A 16,697-nucleotide genomic window follows, 5' to 3' on the forward strand; every position below is an offset into this window, starting at 1 on the left:
GAATTTTCATTCCAGATGTATAAAAGATCTTTATCTTTTGTCTTTCTCTAATTTGTAAAGAGCCGATACTTCATTATCTGTAAGAGCTACATCATAAATTCTGAATTCATCCATTAGTCCAGTATAGTTAAGCATCCAGCCGTCTGGAGCACCCCATGGAGCACCTAAATGCTGTTGATAACCTCCGATAATAAATTTTGAAACTTCAGAACTGGCTAATTCACCAAAAGGACCACCTCCTTTTGTAGGGTCGCTTGCATATCTTTTTGAAATTGAAACTGGTAGAACTATTTTTTGTCCGTCTACATAAATACTATATGTTGAACTTGTACCATTATAACTCCAGACTATTTGTTTCCAAGATCCATACATGTTTTTTAAAATATTATCTCCATTATGCTCCACAAACTGTCCAGACCAATCAATACTTGGAGTAACATCTCTTTGAATATGATTTTTAAGAAACATCGATGTGTTTGAGCTGCCACTTTCTATTAAAGAAAATATATTTCCCCAAAAATCAGTTTTCTTAGGAAGCATAAATAACGACTGAGCTCCTCCAGTATGCTGATCTGTTTTGATCCACATCGAAACTGTAATGCTTTTTAAGTTCACAACAGAAGATGCAACGTTATCATAGGCAATAAATGAACTTGTTGACCCTTTGTAGGCGCTCCCTTTTATTCCGGCGTCATAAGAAACATTTGTTCCTGTCCCGCCAGTAATTCCATTTTTGGAATCATCAATAGTCCCGTCAAAACTAAATTTTGAAACCAAATGCGCGGCAGCAACCTCATCTGAGTTTTCATAACCTCCAATTGGCTCGTAAGGAATTGGTTTATTTTCTTTATCAATACTATCCTCACAGCTTACAAAAACAGCAGATGTAGCAAAAGAAACTAATAAAATAGATATGTATTTTTTCATCTTAATTGTTATTTAAGGATTCGTAACCAGGATTTTGGTCGGATAAGTCACCCGCTTGTCTAAGGAAGGCTGCTGGAATAGGAAATAATTCATGTTTCCCTTCAATAAAAGTTTTTCCGTCTATGGCGAAAGCAGCTTTAGCCTGACCTGTACGTACCAGATCAAAAAATCTGTCATGCTCAAAAGCCATTTCTACCCTTCTTTCTTTCCAGATTGCAATTCTCACATCTCCCTGTGATGCTGCCGAAGTAGGCCCTAAATTGGCTCTTTTTCTAATTTGATTTAATAATGGAATCGCAAGATCGGTCTGTCCTAATTCATTCAACGCTTCTGCTTTCATTAATAAAACCTCTGCATATCTCAGGTATTTAATGTCAACATCCGTTTCCCATGCATCTGTATAGGCTGATGAATAAGCTTTATAGTTGTATCTTTCGTTTTCCACTGTGTTTGGTATTACTCTTCCATCATATAAAGTAGAACCTCTGAAAATAATAGTTGCTGCTTTTCTGACATCATTTGGTTCATAAGCGTTTACCAGACTTTGAGATGGCGTATTAAAACCCCAGCCCCAGCCGCCGGTACCACGTGCGCCCTGAGTATTAGAATAACCTTCGATTCCTTTGGCAGGCACGGCACCCTGTGCATAAATTTCAAAAATCGACTCTGAATCAAATTTGCCGGAAGCTCTGAACATTGATGCATAATCATCCACAATAGCGTATCCTGTAACTTTATTACAATTGTCTACAACCTGCTGCCATTTTTTCTGATACAGGCTTACTTTTGCCAGAAGAGCATAAGCAGCACCTTTTGAAGCTCTTGATCTTTCATTTGGTCCATAAGCCGTTTTTTCAGGTAATGCAGCAATAGCATCGTTTAAGTCACTTTCGATAAAAGCATACACTTCAGGAGCTGTTTTACGGGTCAACTGCATGATTCTGTCAGCTTCTGAACCCGGAACCGGCAAATGATCTACAATAGGTACACCTCCGTAGCATTTTACCAAAGTGAAATACATAAAAGCTCTCAAAAACTTCGCTTCTCCGGCAAGTCTGTTTCTTAAATTAGCATCCACCTTATCTAATTTCGGAAGCATATTCAAAGCCTGATTGCATTTGTTTATTCCGTCATAATTGGCTACAAAAGTACTTTCTGCAGAAGGATTAGAAGCGTTATATGTCAGGTTGTCCAGTACATCCTTGTCTGTTCCGGTATCACCTGGCGAAGAGCCTTTGTCTGCATCATCAGAGGTGATGCTTGAAAGTCCGATCCAGCCAAAAGAGGTCATATCCCAGTTTAGAAACTTATTATAAATGGCCGTAACAAACTGGGCTGCCCCTGCCTCATTATTAAAAAGTTCTACATCGTTGGTCGAAATAGATTCTGTCTGATCTACATCTAAGAAATCGTCTGCACAACCCGTAAAAAAACATGCTGATAATACAAACGCTGCTATATATATTTTTTTCATGATTTTAAAATTTTAAATTGGCACCAATTACAAATGATCTCAAAGTTGGATAAGCATCTAACTCTACTCCTTGTGTTTTATAAGGATCTCCATCGCCGTTTAACTCTGGAGAGAATCCGGAGAATTTTTGTGTAATAAATGGATTGATTGCGTTTACATAGATTCGGCAGGCACTTACAAAACCGCCCTCCTGCAATGGCAATCTGTAACCGAGGGTAATGTTGTTGATTCTAAAAAAGTCACCAGACTCCAGGTAATAAGTAGAAGCTACTGGTACCTGATTGAAAGGTGCCGGATTTGAAGCCGTTAAATTATTAGGGGTCCAGAAATTGGTAGCAATCGAATTTTCTATGTTTTCTCCATAAAAACGTTGTGCTTTTTTTCCGTTATAAACTTTTGCCCCAGAAGTACCATATCCATCAACAGAAAAATCAAAGTTTTTGTAATTGAATCCTAGAGAAACGCCGTAATTGGATTTTGGTAAACTTGAACCGACATATTTTTTATCTACAGTAGCACTCAAAGCATCCTGAGTTACTTTTTCTCCCGCAAAATTGTAATAGAGCATGTTTCCAGTTGCCGGATCAAAACCTGCATATTCGTAAATGTAAAAACTTCCCAATGGCTGGCCGATAGTAGTGTTATCTAACAATTTGGTATCCTGCCCGTTTCCTAATCCGCCTCCTATTAACTGAGCTAAAACAACATTCTTCAAGCCGGTAAGTTCATTTTTATTGTGTGAAAAGTTACCGCCGATATAGTAACTGAAATTTTCCCCAATTTTATCATCCCAACGCAATGAAATCTCGTAACCTTTATTAGAAACCTCTCCTACATGTGCAGGCGAAGCTGTAGTAATTCCTGATGTAATATAAGGTTTGGTGTTCAGGATAACGTTGTCTGTATTTTTGTCATATATATCAAAAGATCCTTTTAACCTGTTTTCTAATAATTCGAAATCTATACCTCCAGACAATTCTTCTGTAATTTCCCAGGATAAACTTGGATCAATCTGAGAGTTGATTGTTGTACCTTCATTCAAAATTGAACCACCCAAATAAGCGTTAAGACCCGAAGTATAGCCCTGACTGTTAAGAGGCACATTCTGGTTTCCTAATTTTCCCCAGCTTCCTCTTAGTTTTATTAAATTGATTCCTTTAACGTCAGCCATGAACTTTTCTTTCGTTATAACCCATCCTGCACCAAATGCCGGAAAAGTTCCCCATCGGTAATCTTTAGCAAAGTTTGAAGATCCGTCACGTCTCACTGTTCCTGTCAGCAAGTATCTGTCCATCAGTTTGTATTGAAAACGTCCTAAATAAGATGCAAGTTTGATTTCGTTAAAAACCTCATCTTTATAACTGGTTACATTTGTCGCATATTCGTTATCTTTTAAAGACCAGTAATTAGCATCTGCATTTACATTTTTTCTTTTAATAGTCAGTTTTTCTCTTGCTCCTTTGGTGTAGGTTTCAATACCCGCAGTTACCTCAATATCGTGGATTTCATTAAATACTTTATTGAATGTCAAATAATTAGACAAACTCCAGTTGTAGTATTCTTCTCTTCCCTTTGTAAGCAGGTTAATATTGGCGTTTGGAAACTCTTTCTCATAATCATCTGAAACCTTGTTTGGATTTGCAGCCAGCCATATATTTTTGGTGTCATCATAATTGTATTGTTTCCATGTGTAATATTCACCGTTATATTGTGAAGTAAATTTTAACGATTCCAAAATCTCGTAATCCAATTTTAAACCTCCCTGCAAAGTGATACTACGCTGTTGCTCGTCATAGAAATCTAATTGTGCAACCGGGTTTCCGCCATTATTAATAGAACTTCCCGTCTGACTGGCAAAACCATCTTCTCCTACGCGGGCAACTCCATATTTACCATCCGGAAAATATACCGGCACTATCGGAGACTGTTTATAAGCTGCTGTAAAAGCTGATAATGGTTTTGGCTGTGATTTGGTAGATGTTAAACTAAAATTCTGGTTTAAAGTCAGTCTTTTCGAAATTTTGTATTCATTATTATTTCTAAAAGTGGTACGTCCATAATCCAGATCGTTTAAAATAGCCTGTTCCTGATAATTTCCTAAGCTAAAAAAGTATTTAATACTTTCTGTAGCTCCTGAAACAGAAACATTGTTCTGTGTATAACTGCCTGTTCGTGTAATCTCATCAAACCAGTCCGTATTAACCGGCTGATCCTGAGAATAAGTAGTCGATTGTAAAGCTGAATTGGTGTAATGAGCATACTTATTACTACCTGCCATTTTTACTTTCTTAAGCGGTGTTCTGACGCCACCGAAGCTTTCAAATTCAACAGAAACTTTTTCGCCTTTACCTTTTTTGGTTGTAATAATGATTACCCCGTTTGCGGCTCTGGTACCATAAATAGCAAGTGCAGAAGCGTCTTTTAATATGTCATAAGAAGTTATATCATTTGTATTGATGTTATTGATGTTTTCGGTTGCCATACCGTCCACAATATACAAAGGTGATCTTCCTCCCAAAGCGGTCCCTAAACCTCTGATTACAACAGATGGTGTACTTCCCGGCAAATCAGATGATGTAACCTGAACACCGGCTGCCTTACCCTGAATGGCCTGCGAAGCATTGATGACTTTGGTTTTGGTAATTTCTTCTCCTTTGAGAGAAGAAATGGCTGTAGTATTATCTACCTTTTTTCTTGTTCCGTATCCGATAACAACAACCTCTTTCAAAGCAGTGTCATCAGATTCTTTTAAAGTTATGGTCATTGGTGCTGTTGTTGCTGCAACTGACACAGCCTCAAAACCCAGCATTGAAATTTTCAGGATTTCGCCCTCTTTGGCATTGATTGTAAAATTGCCGTCGAAATCAGAATCTGCAGAAGTTTTGGAATCAGCAGCGGCAATAATTGCCCCGGGTATTCCCATCCCTTTACTGTCTACAACTTTTCCTTTGATTGCTTGCGCCTGTACCATCATATAAGACGGAAGCAGCAAGAGTGCTAAAAAGCTAAAAATAAAATTTTTCATACAGTAGTAATCGTTTAAGTTAGTAGAGCCAAATTAAACAATTACAGCGTTGAAGTGCATCAAAACATAGCCCTACACAGCCACATCACTACATCAAAATAGATACATAAAAACAACAAAATCAATAAGTTATGAATAATTTAGATTTAATTAACACCCCTTTATGATGTAGTAATGATGTGTTGTAATTATGCAAAAAAGGAGAGTTAAAAATACATAATGCATAAAAAAACAATTCAAAACTTATATATTTAATAAAAATTTTGAGAGATTTTCTTCCTGATTGAGCCCAAGTTTTTTTCTGAGACGATATCTGTGCAGTTCAACACCTCTGAATGAGATATTCATTAAGGGTGCAATTTCTTTGGAAGAAAGGTTCATTTTAAGATAAACACACAATTTGATATCCTTGGGGGTCAAGTTAGGATATTTTTTAGAAAGACTGATAATAAACTCATTATGGATTTGGTTTAAATTGGTTTCAAATATTTCCCATTCATGTTTATTTACCTCATTTATTTTTATTGCCTTTTTTATTTCGCTTTTAAGTTTATTCAAATCATTTTCAGCATCCAAAATATGCTGAATTTTATCAATCATTTCGCTCTGTTTAGCTATAGACAAGGATTTTCCTGCAACCTCAGAAGATTTTGTCTGTAACTTGAGCTCTAAAATATGTTTTTCGTACTCCTGTATATTTAATTCATTTTCTTTTTTCAATTCCATTTCCAGAATCTCCCGCTGGTGTTTTAATTCCTCTGCCTGTAGTCTTAATTTTTGTGTGTAACGAAACTTATTCCACTTATAATAAAGAAATAATACCGTTCCAATAAGCAGAAGATAAAGCAAAATCATCCAAAATGAAAAATACCACGGCTGCGCTACCCTGAATTCAAAACTGGAAACCTTGTCGTAATTAACACCATCATGTTTAAAAATAACCACAGAATGCGAGCCGCTACCCAAATTATTCAAAACTATAGCACCATTTGAGATTGGTGTATAAGTATTTCCTTTGTTAAGCTGATAAAACAAATTTGGTTTGCCTGCTCCATAAATTCCTGAGATTACATTTATTCGCAGCTCAGCATTATGCTTAATTTTCCCATCTTGCGGAAGTAATTCATTATCATTATACACTTCAACTTTAACTCCTTTGTCCTGCTTATTTTCATAACCCAACTGAAGGGAAATAAATCCGTCATCCAAGTTCATCAGATACTGATTTTGGCTTCTGAAAATTCTAAGGTTTTCGTTAATCAGTTTTCCTTTATAATATTTCTCCTGAATCATATTCCATACAAACTTATTTCCATCTGCATATATATGATACAAGATGCCCTGCTGCAGGACAATAAAGTGGTTTTCGTCTATTGCCACAACATCAGAAACATTCTTAAAAGTGGTATTAAACAGTTCATTTTTATCTAATTTGCCTGAAATAGCATTAAAAGTATACCATTCCTTATTAATCAGAAAGAGGATTTCATTCCTGAATTCAAAAATTTTAACTCCAAAATCGTTTTTAATTTTACATTGTTGTGTAATATTTTCAATTTTTCTGGTTTTATAATTATCATCAAATAAAACTCTATACAAACCACGATAATTATCTGCAGCCCAAATTTCATTTTTTACATTCTGCGCTACATATTTTATCGGTTTAGAAAAATCATTGATTATCTTAAAATCCTCAAGTTGGGATGCATCATCATACACTAAAATTCCACTGTAAGTAGACTGAAAATAGGTATCCTTAATAATACTTTTTGATAAATTCCATCCTCCGCTTACGTTATTAATTTTAGTCAGTGTACCATTTTCGTAACAAAAAGTTCCATCATTATGACCGATAACATATTTCTCTCCAATTTTGGTAATATTCCACCCCTGCCCCTGCGTACCGGGCAGCATTTTAAAATCGCCCGAATCATATTCAAAAATTCCGTGATTGGATGCAATTAAATATCCTTTTTTTGTATTTGCAACAGAATATACAGAACCCAGGATTCCAGAATTGTCATAAAAAAATGAAATTGGCGAATTTACCTCAATATGTGCAATTCCGTTATCCAGTCCCAGCCACAAATCATCTTCTTTATCCAGGCCTATACTTAAAACCGAATTGTTCATTAAAACGTTATTTCGGTCAATGTTTTTATGAGTATTTGTTTTAAAATCATAAATAAAAACACCTTTGTTACCAGTCCCTACTACAAGTTTGTTGTTTTTAATAAATTTTGCAACATTAATCCCGTTTGACTTAAAAATTTCATTCAGCGGATGATTCCATGATCTAAGGTTCTTATTATCACCTAATATAAAAATTCCTCTTTTCTGGGTAAAAATATACGTTTGGTTATTATACTTTTCGATAGCATGAACAACGGTATTCTTCAGGATATCCCACCCTTTTGGACTGGTGATTTTTGAGCCGTTCATTTTAAAAACACCTTTATTAACAGAAGCTGCATAAAGATCTTTATCAACCACAAAACAATAGGAAATTAAAAATGGGAATTTGATTTTTTTAATATGTTTTCCATCATAGATAAAAACATCGTTGAAAGACTGAAAATAAAGAGAACCATTATATCTGAAAATTTTCCAGATTTCTTCGTTGTCTTTTTCATCAAATAAGCGAAAGTTTTTTGAAATGGAAACATATCGCATTTTTCCATTTTCTCTAAGCCAATATCCAAATTCCTTATAAGAACCGGAATAAATACGATCTCCTTCAATTAATATAGAACGAATTATAGTTTTATTAGGCAGTGAATATTTTTCCCAAGCAACGCCGTCATATCGCAATAAATAATGATTATTAGCAAAATACATAGCGTTATCTTTTCCCTGAACGACATTCCAGATTTGGTTGTCGCCCTGATAATCTGATTTGCTGTAATTTTCTACGAAAGGAAGTAATTCTTGCGATTGAATTTGAAAGGTGATGAAAAAGAAGAAAAATAATTTTAAGAGTATCGATTTCAAAATATTCGGTTTTAAACTCAAATATACTGACAAATATTTAATTTACAGAAGTAAAAAAGCTCCTCATCAGAGAAGCTTTTGTGATAATTTAATTACTGTAATTTAATTTTGAAGCAATTGATAAACCTGATTGGCAATTTCAAATTCCTCATCAGTTGGAACTACCAAAATTTTCGCTTTTGAATTTACTTGGTTGATTTCTCTAACCGCTTTAGAACGTATTTGATTTTTTTCTTTATCCAGTTCAATTCCCAAATAATCCATATCAGTACAAATCAATTGACGCATGTATGACGAATTTTCTCCTATTCCGGCAGTGAAAATAATAGCATCCAAACCATTTAAAGCTGCGGTATAAGAACCAATTGTTTTTTTGATTCGGTAAGCATTCATTAATAAAGCCAATTGACACTCTTTGTTTCCTTTCTCCGCTTCTGCTTCAATGTCACGCAAATCGCTATAACCTGTCAAACCAAGCATACCGCTTTGTTTCAACAAGACAGCATTCACTTCATCAGGTGTATAATTTAAATTTTTAATCATGTAAAAGATAACCGACTGGTCAATATCACCGGCACGGGTACCCATTATCAAACCATTAGAAGGCGAGAATCCCATTGTTGTATCAATACATTTTCCGTCTTTAACAGCGGCCATACTGCAGCCGTTTCCCAGATGAATGGTAATTATTTTAGAACTGTTTTCTAAAAATTCAATTGCCTGTTCTGAAACATACTTATGGCTGGTTCCGTGAAAACCATAAACACGGACTTTATTTTCTGTTAAAAATTTATTCGGAATAGCGTATTTATAAGCTACTTCAGGCATGGTCTGATGAAAAGCCGTATCAAAAACAGCAATCTGCTCAGCCGAATTAAAAATCTCCTCGGCCACATTAATTCCTTCCAGATTTGCAGGATTGTGCAAGGGTGCCAATTCAAAAAGCTGCTTGATTTTTGCTTTTACTTTTTCGTTGATTTTAACCGTATCACTAAATTCGCTTCCACCATGCACCACACGATGTCCCACGGCATCAATTTCGGCAGTCGATTTGATAACACCTTTTTGGGCATCCAAAAGCATGTTAGCAACTTTTTGCAAACCTATTTTATGAGTTGGAATTGGAAGTGATTCTTCCAAAGAATTAGACGATGTTTTAAAAGTTACATTGGAAGTTTCCAAACCAATTCGGTCAATCATACCGGTACAAATCACTTCGTTTTCCGGCATAACCATTAATTGATATTTTATTGATGAACTTCCTGAGTTTATTATTAATATTTTCATTTAAAAAATTTATTTAATGATTAAAAGATTTAAATATTAAAAGATAAATTTTTAAATCCTTAAATATTTCAATCTTTAAATTATAATGTTAAATTCCCTGTGCCTGAATTGCCGTAATAACAACCGTATTTATAATATCGTCTACGGTACAGCCACGGCTCAAATCGTTTACAGGTTTGTTTAATCCTTGTAACATTGGTCCGATTGCCAGAGCTCCTGTTTCACGCTGAACGGCTTTATAAGTATTATTTCCGGTATTCAAATCCGGAAAGATTAGCACACTTGCCTGCCCTGCCACTTCAGAATCTGGCATTTTACTTTTTCCTACGGCACGATCCACTGCGGCATCGTACTGAATTGGCCCTTCAATCTTTAAATCCGGTCGTTTTTGTTTTACAATTTCTGTAGCTGCCCTTACCTTTTCTACCTCATCTCCTTTTCCTGAAGATCCCGAAGAATACGAAAGCATGGCTATTTTGGGTTCGATTCCGAAAGCTGCACTTGATTCTGCTGAAGAAATTGCAATCTCTGCCAATTGCTCAGCTGTAGGATTTGGGTTAATGGCGCAATCACCAAAAACAGAAACACGATCTTCTAAGCACATAAAAAATACCGACGAAACTACAGATGAATTTGGTTTGGTTTTAATGAATTGTAATGCAGGTAAAATCGTATGTTGTGTTGTATGTGCAGCTCCTGAAACCATTCCGTCAGCGTGACCTTTATAAACCATCATTGTTCCGAAATACGACACATCTTCCATTAAATCCCTTGCCATTGTGATGCTTACATTTTTCGCTTTTCGGAGCTCATAATAGGTATTGGCATACTCTTCATAAAACTCAGATTCAATTGGATTGATGATATTTACTTTTGAAAAATCTAAAGCAAGTCCCAGTTCGGCAACCTTATTTTCAATTTGTTTTTTATCTCCGATAATTGAAATATCGACAACATCCATTGCCAATAATCTTGAAGCAGCCGTAATAATTCGTTCATCATTCCCTTCCGGTAAAACAATATGTTTACGGTGCTGCTTGGCGCGTTTCACCATATTATACTGAAACATTTTTGGAGTCATACCTTCTGGTTCGAAAGTAATTACCCTTTCTGATAAAGATACAATGTCAACATATTTCTCAAAAGTATTAATTGAAGTCTCGATTTTATGGGTATTATTGGCATAAATTTCAGATCGAATTGCACCAATTTTATTGGTAATATGATACGTTCCGCCATCAACAGCAATAATCGGAACTATGGCCGAAAGCCCTTCGATGAGCTTTAAAATACTTTCTTCCGGAAGAATATTTCCTGTCAGGATAATCCCTGAAACTGTTGGATAATTAGCCGATTCATTTGCCTGCAAAGCTCCTAAAATAATATCCGAACGATCTCCCGGAGTAATTACCAATGCATTATCATGAAGGTGAACAAGATAATTGTGCAGCTGCATGGCTCCAACACTAAAATGTCCAATTTCATTATTGAGATAATTTTCTCCAAATAAAACCTTTGCATCAAGTTCATTAACGATTTCCTGCATAGTCGGATTATTTAAACTCGAAATGAGCGGAATCGTATTGATCAGAACATTGTCTGGCAAAGTTTTCTTAAGACTTTTAGTTACCAGTTCAATATTTTCCGGTTGGACTTTGTTGGCAAAAACAGATAAAACTTCGACTTCTTTTACTTTAAAAGAATCATAAACCAGATACAGACTATCCAATAGCTCCTCTAATGTTTTACCAACTCCTGAACCAATAATTATAGTTGGAATTCCAAGGTTTTTAGCAATTAGAACATTCAGATCCAGTTCAATTGAAGTTCCTTCGCCCGTGAAACTCGTTCCTTCTACCAAAACAAAATCAAAACGTTCTTCGAGTTTTTTATATTTTTCAATAATAAGATCTAAAACCTCGCCTATTTTTCCCTTGTTTTTTTTCTTGATTAATTTGCTTTTGGTAATGGCATAAGCATCTTCAAATTGGATATCAAGATTAAAATGAGAGAGTACCGTCTCAATATGATTGTCCTGTTCTCCGTCTACAAAATCTTCAATAATAGGTCTGAAATAACCAACTTTTGCTGTTTTACCGATCAGAATACTCATCAAACCGAGTGTGATAATCGATTTACCGCTGTTCTGATCGCTGGTCGCTATGTATATTGCTTTACTCATAAGTTATATTTTAAACTGAACATATTAGAAAGTGTAAATTTTAATGTAAAAAGCTAAAACCAACGTCTCTTTTTGAAATAAATAATCAGGGCTATTACCAATAAAAACATGGTTCCCATGACAATGAAATAGCCGTTTTCTGTTTTCAGTTCCGGCATGTTTTCAAAATTCATTCCGTAAACTCCAACAATAAATGTGAGCGGAATAAATATGGCCGAAATGATGGTCAGTGTTTTCATAATTTCATTCATTTTTCGGCTTTGTTCCGAAAAATAAAAATTTGAAGCACTTTCCAAAGAACTCATATCCGATTCTATTTGCTCTAAGAGTTCCAGGCTCTTTTGATGCAGTCTTACAAAAAAGTTAAAAGTCTCTTTTTGAATAAGACCATTCGCCTCATCATCATCTTTAATGGTTTTCAGATAATACAGCGAGTCTCTCAGTGGTACGATGGAACGTTTTAAGAAATTAAAATTATCACGGTGGTTTTCAATTTTCTCCAAAATAATAGGATCTGCCCCTTTTTTGGTTAAATCTATCAGCTCTTCAATATTATTTTCTTCGTCCTCTATCGTAATGTAGAAATTTTCCATTACTGCATCGAGCAATAAATAAAGAAGGTAATCAACTTTTTTCATCCTTACGATCCCTGCATGTGTACGCAGTCGTTCGCGTATATGCGTAAAGAAATCACTTCTTTTTTCCTGAAATGAAATCAGGATTCCGTCTTTCAAAATAAAACTGAGCTGTTCTACTTTTAGTCCGTCTGAGTATTCTGAAGGCAAAAGCGATTTGATATTAAAAAATAAAATATTCGGCTGTTCCTCAAGCTTGGTCCTTTTGGTTGTGTTTAAAATATCGGCGAGTAAAAAATCGTCAACCTTAAAATGATCACCGATTGTTTTAATGATGCCGATATCGTTTAGTCCGTGTATATTCAGCCAGTTGTTTTTAGTATAATCAAAGCAGGAATTTAAAGCTAAAACAGTAAACTTTTCATATTCGACAACATCTGCATCGTCATATACAAAAAGCTGCATCTCTGTTTCATGATCTTTATGAGACCCAGTATACTCTAAACTAGTATGCTGCAGTTTACGTCCTTTCTTGTATTTGATCTTTCTCATTCATGAAATTTTACAATAGTAATATTACGAAAAAGAATCGGGATAGGAAATGACAATTATCAGTTTGTGGAAAACCTGTAAATAGACCTACAGTAGAAACATACAGCATGCGACTCTAAAATAAATAGATTTTAAGCACAAAAAACCGGACCATTTCTGACTCGGTTTTCTATCTTAATACTTTGTACTAATTACTTAATACTAAAAGAATTATTTACTTCTTCGGAATTAAAAACGTTAATCAACACCTAACAAGACAATGGTAGAAAATACATTTTTTTTGAAGATGGAGTTAAAAATTGGTACTAATTTTTAACAAAGTAGAACATCACAAATTCCGCTATCGGCAAAAACAGGTGTTATAATATAAAAATTTATCTATACATTTGCCGATAACGGAATTTTATACATATATATATGAAGTATCTTTCAGTAGTAGAATTTGCAAAAAAAGTGGAATTATCAGAGAGAACGATACGCCACTATTGTTCTTCGGATAAAATAAAAGGAGCGTTCCTGACTGGTAAAACATGGAATATTCCAGAAGACGCTGTACTTCCCAAAAAAGAAACTAAAAAAAACTCCAGTAATAATATATTACTTAACACTCTGAAAGAGCAAAAGGATATGAAGCTGAAAGGTGGTATTTACCATCGTACTCAGATTGATTTAACATATAACTCAAATAAAATTGAAGGAAGTCAGCTTACTCACGATCAAACAAGATATATTTTTGAGACTAATACCATTGGTATTTCTAAAGAAAGTATAAACGTAGATGACATTATTGAAACATCTAATCATTTTCGCTGCATTGATTTTATTATTGAGAAAGCCAATAGTAAGCTAACGGAATCCATAATTAAAGAACTTCATTTTTTATTGAAGTCTGGTACATCAGATAGTGCAAAAAGCTGGTTTAATGTTGGCGAATATAAGAAACTGCCAAATGAAGTTGGTGGTAATGAAACTTGTCCTCCTAAACTTGTTTCATTAAAAATGAAAGAACTTTTGAATAGTTATCATAACATTAAAAATAAAACTATCGAAGACATTATCGATTTTCATTATAAATTTGAAATTATACATCCCTTTCAAGATGGGAATGGTCGTGTAGGTCGTTTGATTATTTTTAAAGAATGTTTAGCAAATAACATTGTGCCATTTATAATTGATGAACAACTCAAACTTTTTTATTACAGAGGTTTGCAGGAATGGACTAATATCAAAGAATATTTGATGGATACCTGTCTTACTGCACAGGATAATTACAAATCTATTCTCAATTATTTTGAGATAAAGTATAAATTATGAAGGGTACATAAATGCCACTTTATCGCCTTATAAGTGCCGGTACAAATATGGTACAAATAGATGATTAAAAAACAGCAGAAACAAAAATGCATAAAAAAGAAAAACCGCTATAAACTTTACGTTTACAGCGGTTTAACATTTATTATTAACTGATATTAATCAGTACTTATTTCACCTCTTCGAATTCAACGTCTTCAACATTGTCTCCAGAAGCCTGCTCTTGTTGTGGAGCAGCTTGCTGTCCTTCACCTCCTTGAGCGTACATTGCTTCTGTAGCTGTTTTCCAGGCTGCATTCACATTGTCTAATCCTTTTTGGATAGCGTCAAGATCCTGAGATTGGTGAGCCATTCTCAATTCTGTTAAAGCATATTCGATAGCTGTTTTGTGGTCAGCTGAGATTTTATCTCCTAACTCTTTCAATTGAGATTCAGTCTGGAAGATAGTACTGTCAGCTTCGTTTAATTTTTCAGCTCTTTCTTTAGCGATTTTGTCAGCATCAGCGTTAGCTTCAGCATCTTTCTTCATTTTCTCGATTTCTTCAGCTGTTAAACCAGAAGAAGCTTCGATACGGATATCGTGAGATTTTCCAGTTCCTTTGTCAGTTGCAGAAACTTTGATGATACCGTTAGCATCAATATCAAAAGAAACCTCGATTTGAGGAACTCCTCTTGGTGCTGGTGGAATACCATCTAAGTGGAAACGACCGATAGTTTTGTTATCAGCAGCCATTGCTCTTGCCCCTTGTAATACGTGGATTTCAACAGATGGCTGAGAATCAGCAGCTGTAGAGAATACCTGAGATTTTTTAGTTGGGATAGTAGTGTTAGCATCGATAAGAGTTGTCATAACACCACCCATAGTTTCGATACCTAAAGCTAATGGAGTGACGTCAAGTAACAATACATCTTTTACATCTCCAGACAATACACCTCCCTGAATAGCAGCTCCAATTGCAACAACCTCATCAGGGTTAACACCTTTAGATGCTTTTTTACCGAAGAATTTTTCAACTTCGTCAGCGATTCTTGGCATACGGGTAGAACCTCCTACAAGGATTACTTCGTCAATATCAGATGTAGATAAACCTGCATCTTTTAATGCTTTAGCAACTGGCTCCATAGAACGTTTTACTAATGCATCAGATAATTGCTCAAATTTAGCTCTTGATAATTTTTTTACTAAGTGTTTTGGTCCAGAAGCAGTAGCAGTTACGTATGGTAAGTTGATTTCTGTTTCAGCAGAAGATGACAATTCAATCTTAGCTTTCTCAGCAGCTTCTTTCAAACGTTGTAATGACATTGGATCTAAACGTAAATCAATACCTTCTTCAGTTTTGAATTCGTCAGCCAACCAGTCAATAATAACCTGGTCAAAATCATCACCACCTAAGTGAGTATCACCATTTGTAGACAATACTTCGAATACACCGTCTCCTAATTCAAGAACAGAAATATCAAAAGTACCTCCACCTAAATCGTAAACAGCAATTTTTTGATCAGTTCCTTTTTTATCTAATCCGTAAGCAAGTGCAGCAGCAGTTGGCTCATTGATGATACGCATAACTTTAAGACCAGCGATTTCTCCAGCTTCTTTTGTAGCCTGACGTTGTGCATCGTTAAAGTAAGCAGGAACAGTAATAACTGCTTCAGATACAGTCTGACCTAAATAGTCTTCAGCAGTTTTTTTCATTTTTTGAAGTGTCATTGCAGACAACTCCTGAGCAGTGTATAAACGACCGTCAATATCCACACGTGGCGTATTGTTGTCCCCTTTTACCACACTGTAAGGAACTCTTTTTGCCTCTTCCTGAGTTTCAGCAAAAGTGTGTCCCATAAAACGTTTAATAGAAGCAATCGTTTTTGTAGGATTCGTTACTGCTTGTCTTTTTGCAGGATCTCCCACTTTAATTTCTCCACCTTCAACAAAAGCGATAATAGAAGGAGTTGTTCTTTTTCCTTCTGCATTAGGGATAACAACTGCTTCGTTACCTTCCATTACAGAAACACAAGAGTTCGTCGTACCTAAGTCAATTCCGATTATTTTACCCATTTTTTATATATTTAATTTTTGATTTAATTTCAAACTCATGTGGCATAAGTCAATCTTTGTGCCAAGATAAAAAACCAAAGTAATTTGTCAGTTTTACTGTCGGTACACTAAAATCCATCTGACAACATGACATTTTTAAAACCTGACAATCATGGCATAAGAACTTAATTATGTCATTAATCAGGAGCTGTTCCTGCTGTCCGCTATATCTTTACTGCCGAACCCCGGCAGCAAAGGATGCCGCTCCCATCAGGGCTAAAACACTAATTTTCAAAACATAAACTCTAATATTAAATACAATATTTTTATCTCACAATTTC

The 16,697-nt window shown here is 35.1% G+C and carries 9 protein-coding genes; 1 reads left to right on the forward strand and 8 read right to left on the reverse strand.

Going from position 1 to position 16,697, the window contains the following annotated elements; translation table 11 throughout:
• Positions 1 to 30: 30 nt before the first annotated feature.
• The 7 genes from AAEO57_RS12335 to corA all read right to left on the reverse strand — a co-directional run bounded on the left by AAEO57_RS12335 (position 31) and on the right by corA (position 13,013).
• Entirely contained in the window at positions 31 to 927 is an 897-nt protein-coding gene (locus tag AAEO57_RS12335) for a LamG-like jellyroll fold domain-containing protein (protein WP_341693012.1), read from the reverse strand.
• Between the two features lies 1 nt (position 928).
• Positions 929 to 2,401 (reverse strand): RagB/SusD family nutrient uptake outer membrane protein, encoded by a 1,473-nt coding sequence (locus AAEO57_RS12340; protein WP_341693014.1) that lies wholly within the window; start codon positions 2,399 to 2,401, stop codon positions 929 to 931.
• Between the two features lie 4 nt (positions 2,402 to 2,405).
• Complete coding sequence (locus tag AAEO57_RS12345; RefSeq protein ID WP_341693016.1) at positions 2,406 to 5,426, reverse strand: SusC/RagA family TonB-linked outer membrane protein; 3,021 nt, start codon at positions 5,424 to 5,426, stop codon at positions 2,406 to 2,408.
• 243 nt (positions 5,427 to 5,669) lie between these two features.
• The gene (locus tag AAEO57_RS12350; RefSeq protein WP_341693018.1) at positions 5,670 to 8,417 is read right to left on the reverse strand and encodes a helix-turn-helix and ligand-binding sensor domain-containing protein; all 2,748 of its coding nucleotides are present in this window, start codon (positions 8,415 to 8,417) and stop codon (positions 5,670 to 5,672) included.
• A gap of 102 nt (positions 8,418 to 8,519) precedes the next feature.
• Positions 8,520 to 9,704, reverse strand: a complete 1,185-nt coding sequence (locus AAEO57_RS12355; protein ID WP_341693020.1) for an acetate/propionate family kinase — start codon at positions 9,702 to 9,704, stop codon at positions 8,520 to 8,522.
• An 88-nt stretch (positions 9,705 to 9,792) separates the two neighbouring features.
• Positions 9,793 to 11,886 (reverse strand): phosphate acetyltransferase, encoded by a 2,094-nt coding sequence (gene pta / locus AAEO57_RS12360; protein WP_341693022.1) that lies wholly within the window; start codon positions 11,884 to 11,886, stop codon positions 9,793 to 9,795.
• A gap of 53 nt (positions 11,887 to 11,939) precedes the next feature.
• Positions 11,940 to 13,013 (reverse strand): magnesium/cobalt transporter CorA, encoded by a 1,074-nt coding sequence (gene corA, locus AAEO57_RS12365; protein ID WP_341693024.1) that lies wholly within the window; start codon positions 13,011 to 13,013, stop codon positions 11,940 to 11,942.
• A gap of 417 nt (positions 13,014 to 13,430) precedes the next feature.
• Between corA and AAEO57_RS12370 the strand changes: the two genes are divergently transcribed.
• Positions 13,431 to 14,327, forward strand: a complete 897-nt coding sequence (locus AAEO57_RS12370) for a Fic family protein (RefSeq protein ID WP_341693026.1) — start codon at positions 13,431 to 13,433, stop codon at positions 14,325 to 14,327.
• 166 nt (positions 14,328 to 14,493) lie between these two features.
• Here AAEO57_RS12370 and dnaK read toward each other — a convergent pair whose 3' ends face one another.
• Entirely contained in the window at positions 14,494 to 16,377 is a 1,884-nt protein-coding gene (gene dnaK, locus AAEO57_RS12375) for a molecular chaperone DnaK (RefSeq protein ID WP_341693028.1), read from the reverse strand.
• Between the last annotated feature and the right edge of the window lie 320 nt (positions 16,378 to 16,697).

The organism is Flavobacterium calami, from assembly GCF_038290035.1.
GTDB classification, from domain to species: Bacteria; Bacteroidota; Bacteroidia; order Flavobacteriales; family Flavobacteriaceae; genus Flavobacterium; species Flavobacterium calami.

Excerpts from the sequence above, each read along its gene's own strand:
- AAEO57_RS12335 (WP_341693012.1), bottom strand. The coding sequence starts at position 927 with ATGAAAAAATACATATCTATTTTATTAGTTTCTTTTGCTACATCTGCT.
- AAEO57_RS12355 (WP_341693020.1), bottom strand. The coding sequence starts at position 9,704 with ATGAAAATATTAATAATAAACTCAGGAAGTTCATCAATAAAATATCAA.
- AAEO57_RS12345 (WP_341693016.1), bottom strand. The coding sequence starts at position 5,426 with ATGAAAAATTTTATTTTTAGCTTTTTAGCACTCTTGCTGCTTCCGTCT.
- corA (WP_341693024.1), bottom strand. The coding sequence starts at position 13,013 with ATGAGAAAGATCAAATACAAGAAAGGACGTAAACTGCAGCATACTAGT.
- AAEO57_RS12340 (WP_341693014.1), bottom strand. The coding sequence starts at position 2,401 with ATGAAAAAAATATATATAGCAGCGTTTGTATTATCAGCATGTTTTTTT.
- pta (WP_341693022.1), bottom strand. The coding sequence starts at position 11,886 with ATGAGTAAAGCAATATACATAGCGACCAGCGATCAGAACAGCGGTAAA.
- AAEO57_RS12370 (WP_341693026.1), top strand. The coding sequence starts at position 13,431 with ATGAAGTATCTTTCAGTAGTAGAATTTGCAAAAAAAGTGGAATTATCA.
- dnaK (WP_341693028.1), bottom strand. The coding sequence starts at position 16,377 with ATGGGTAAAATAATCGGAATTGACTTAGGTACGACGAACTCTTGTGTT.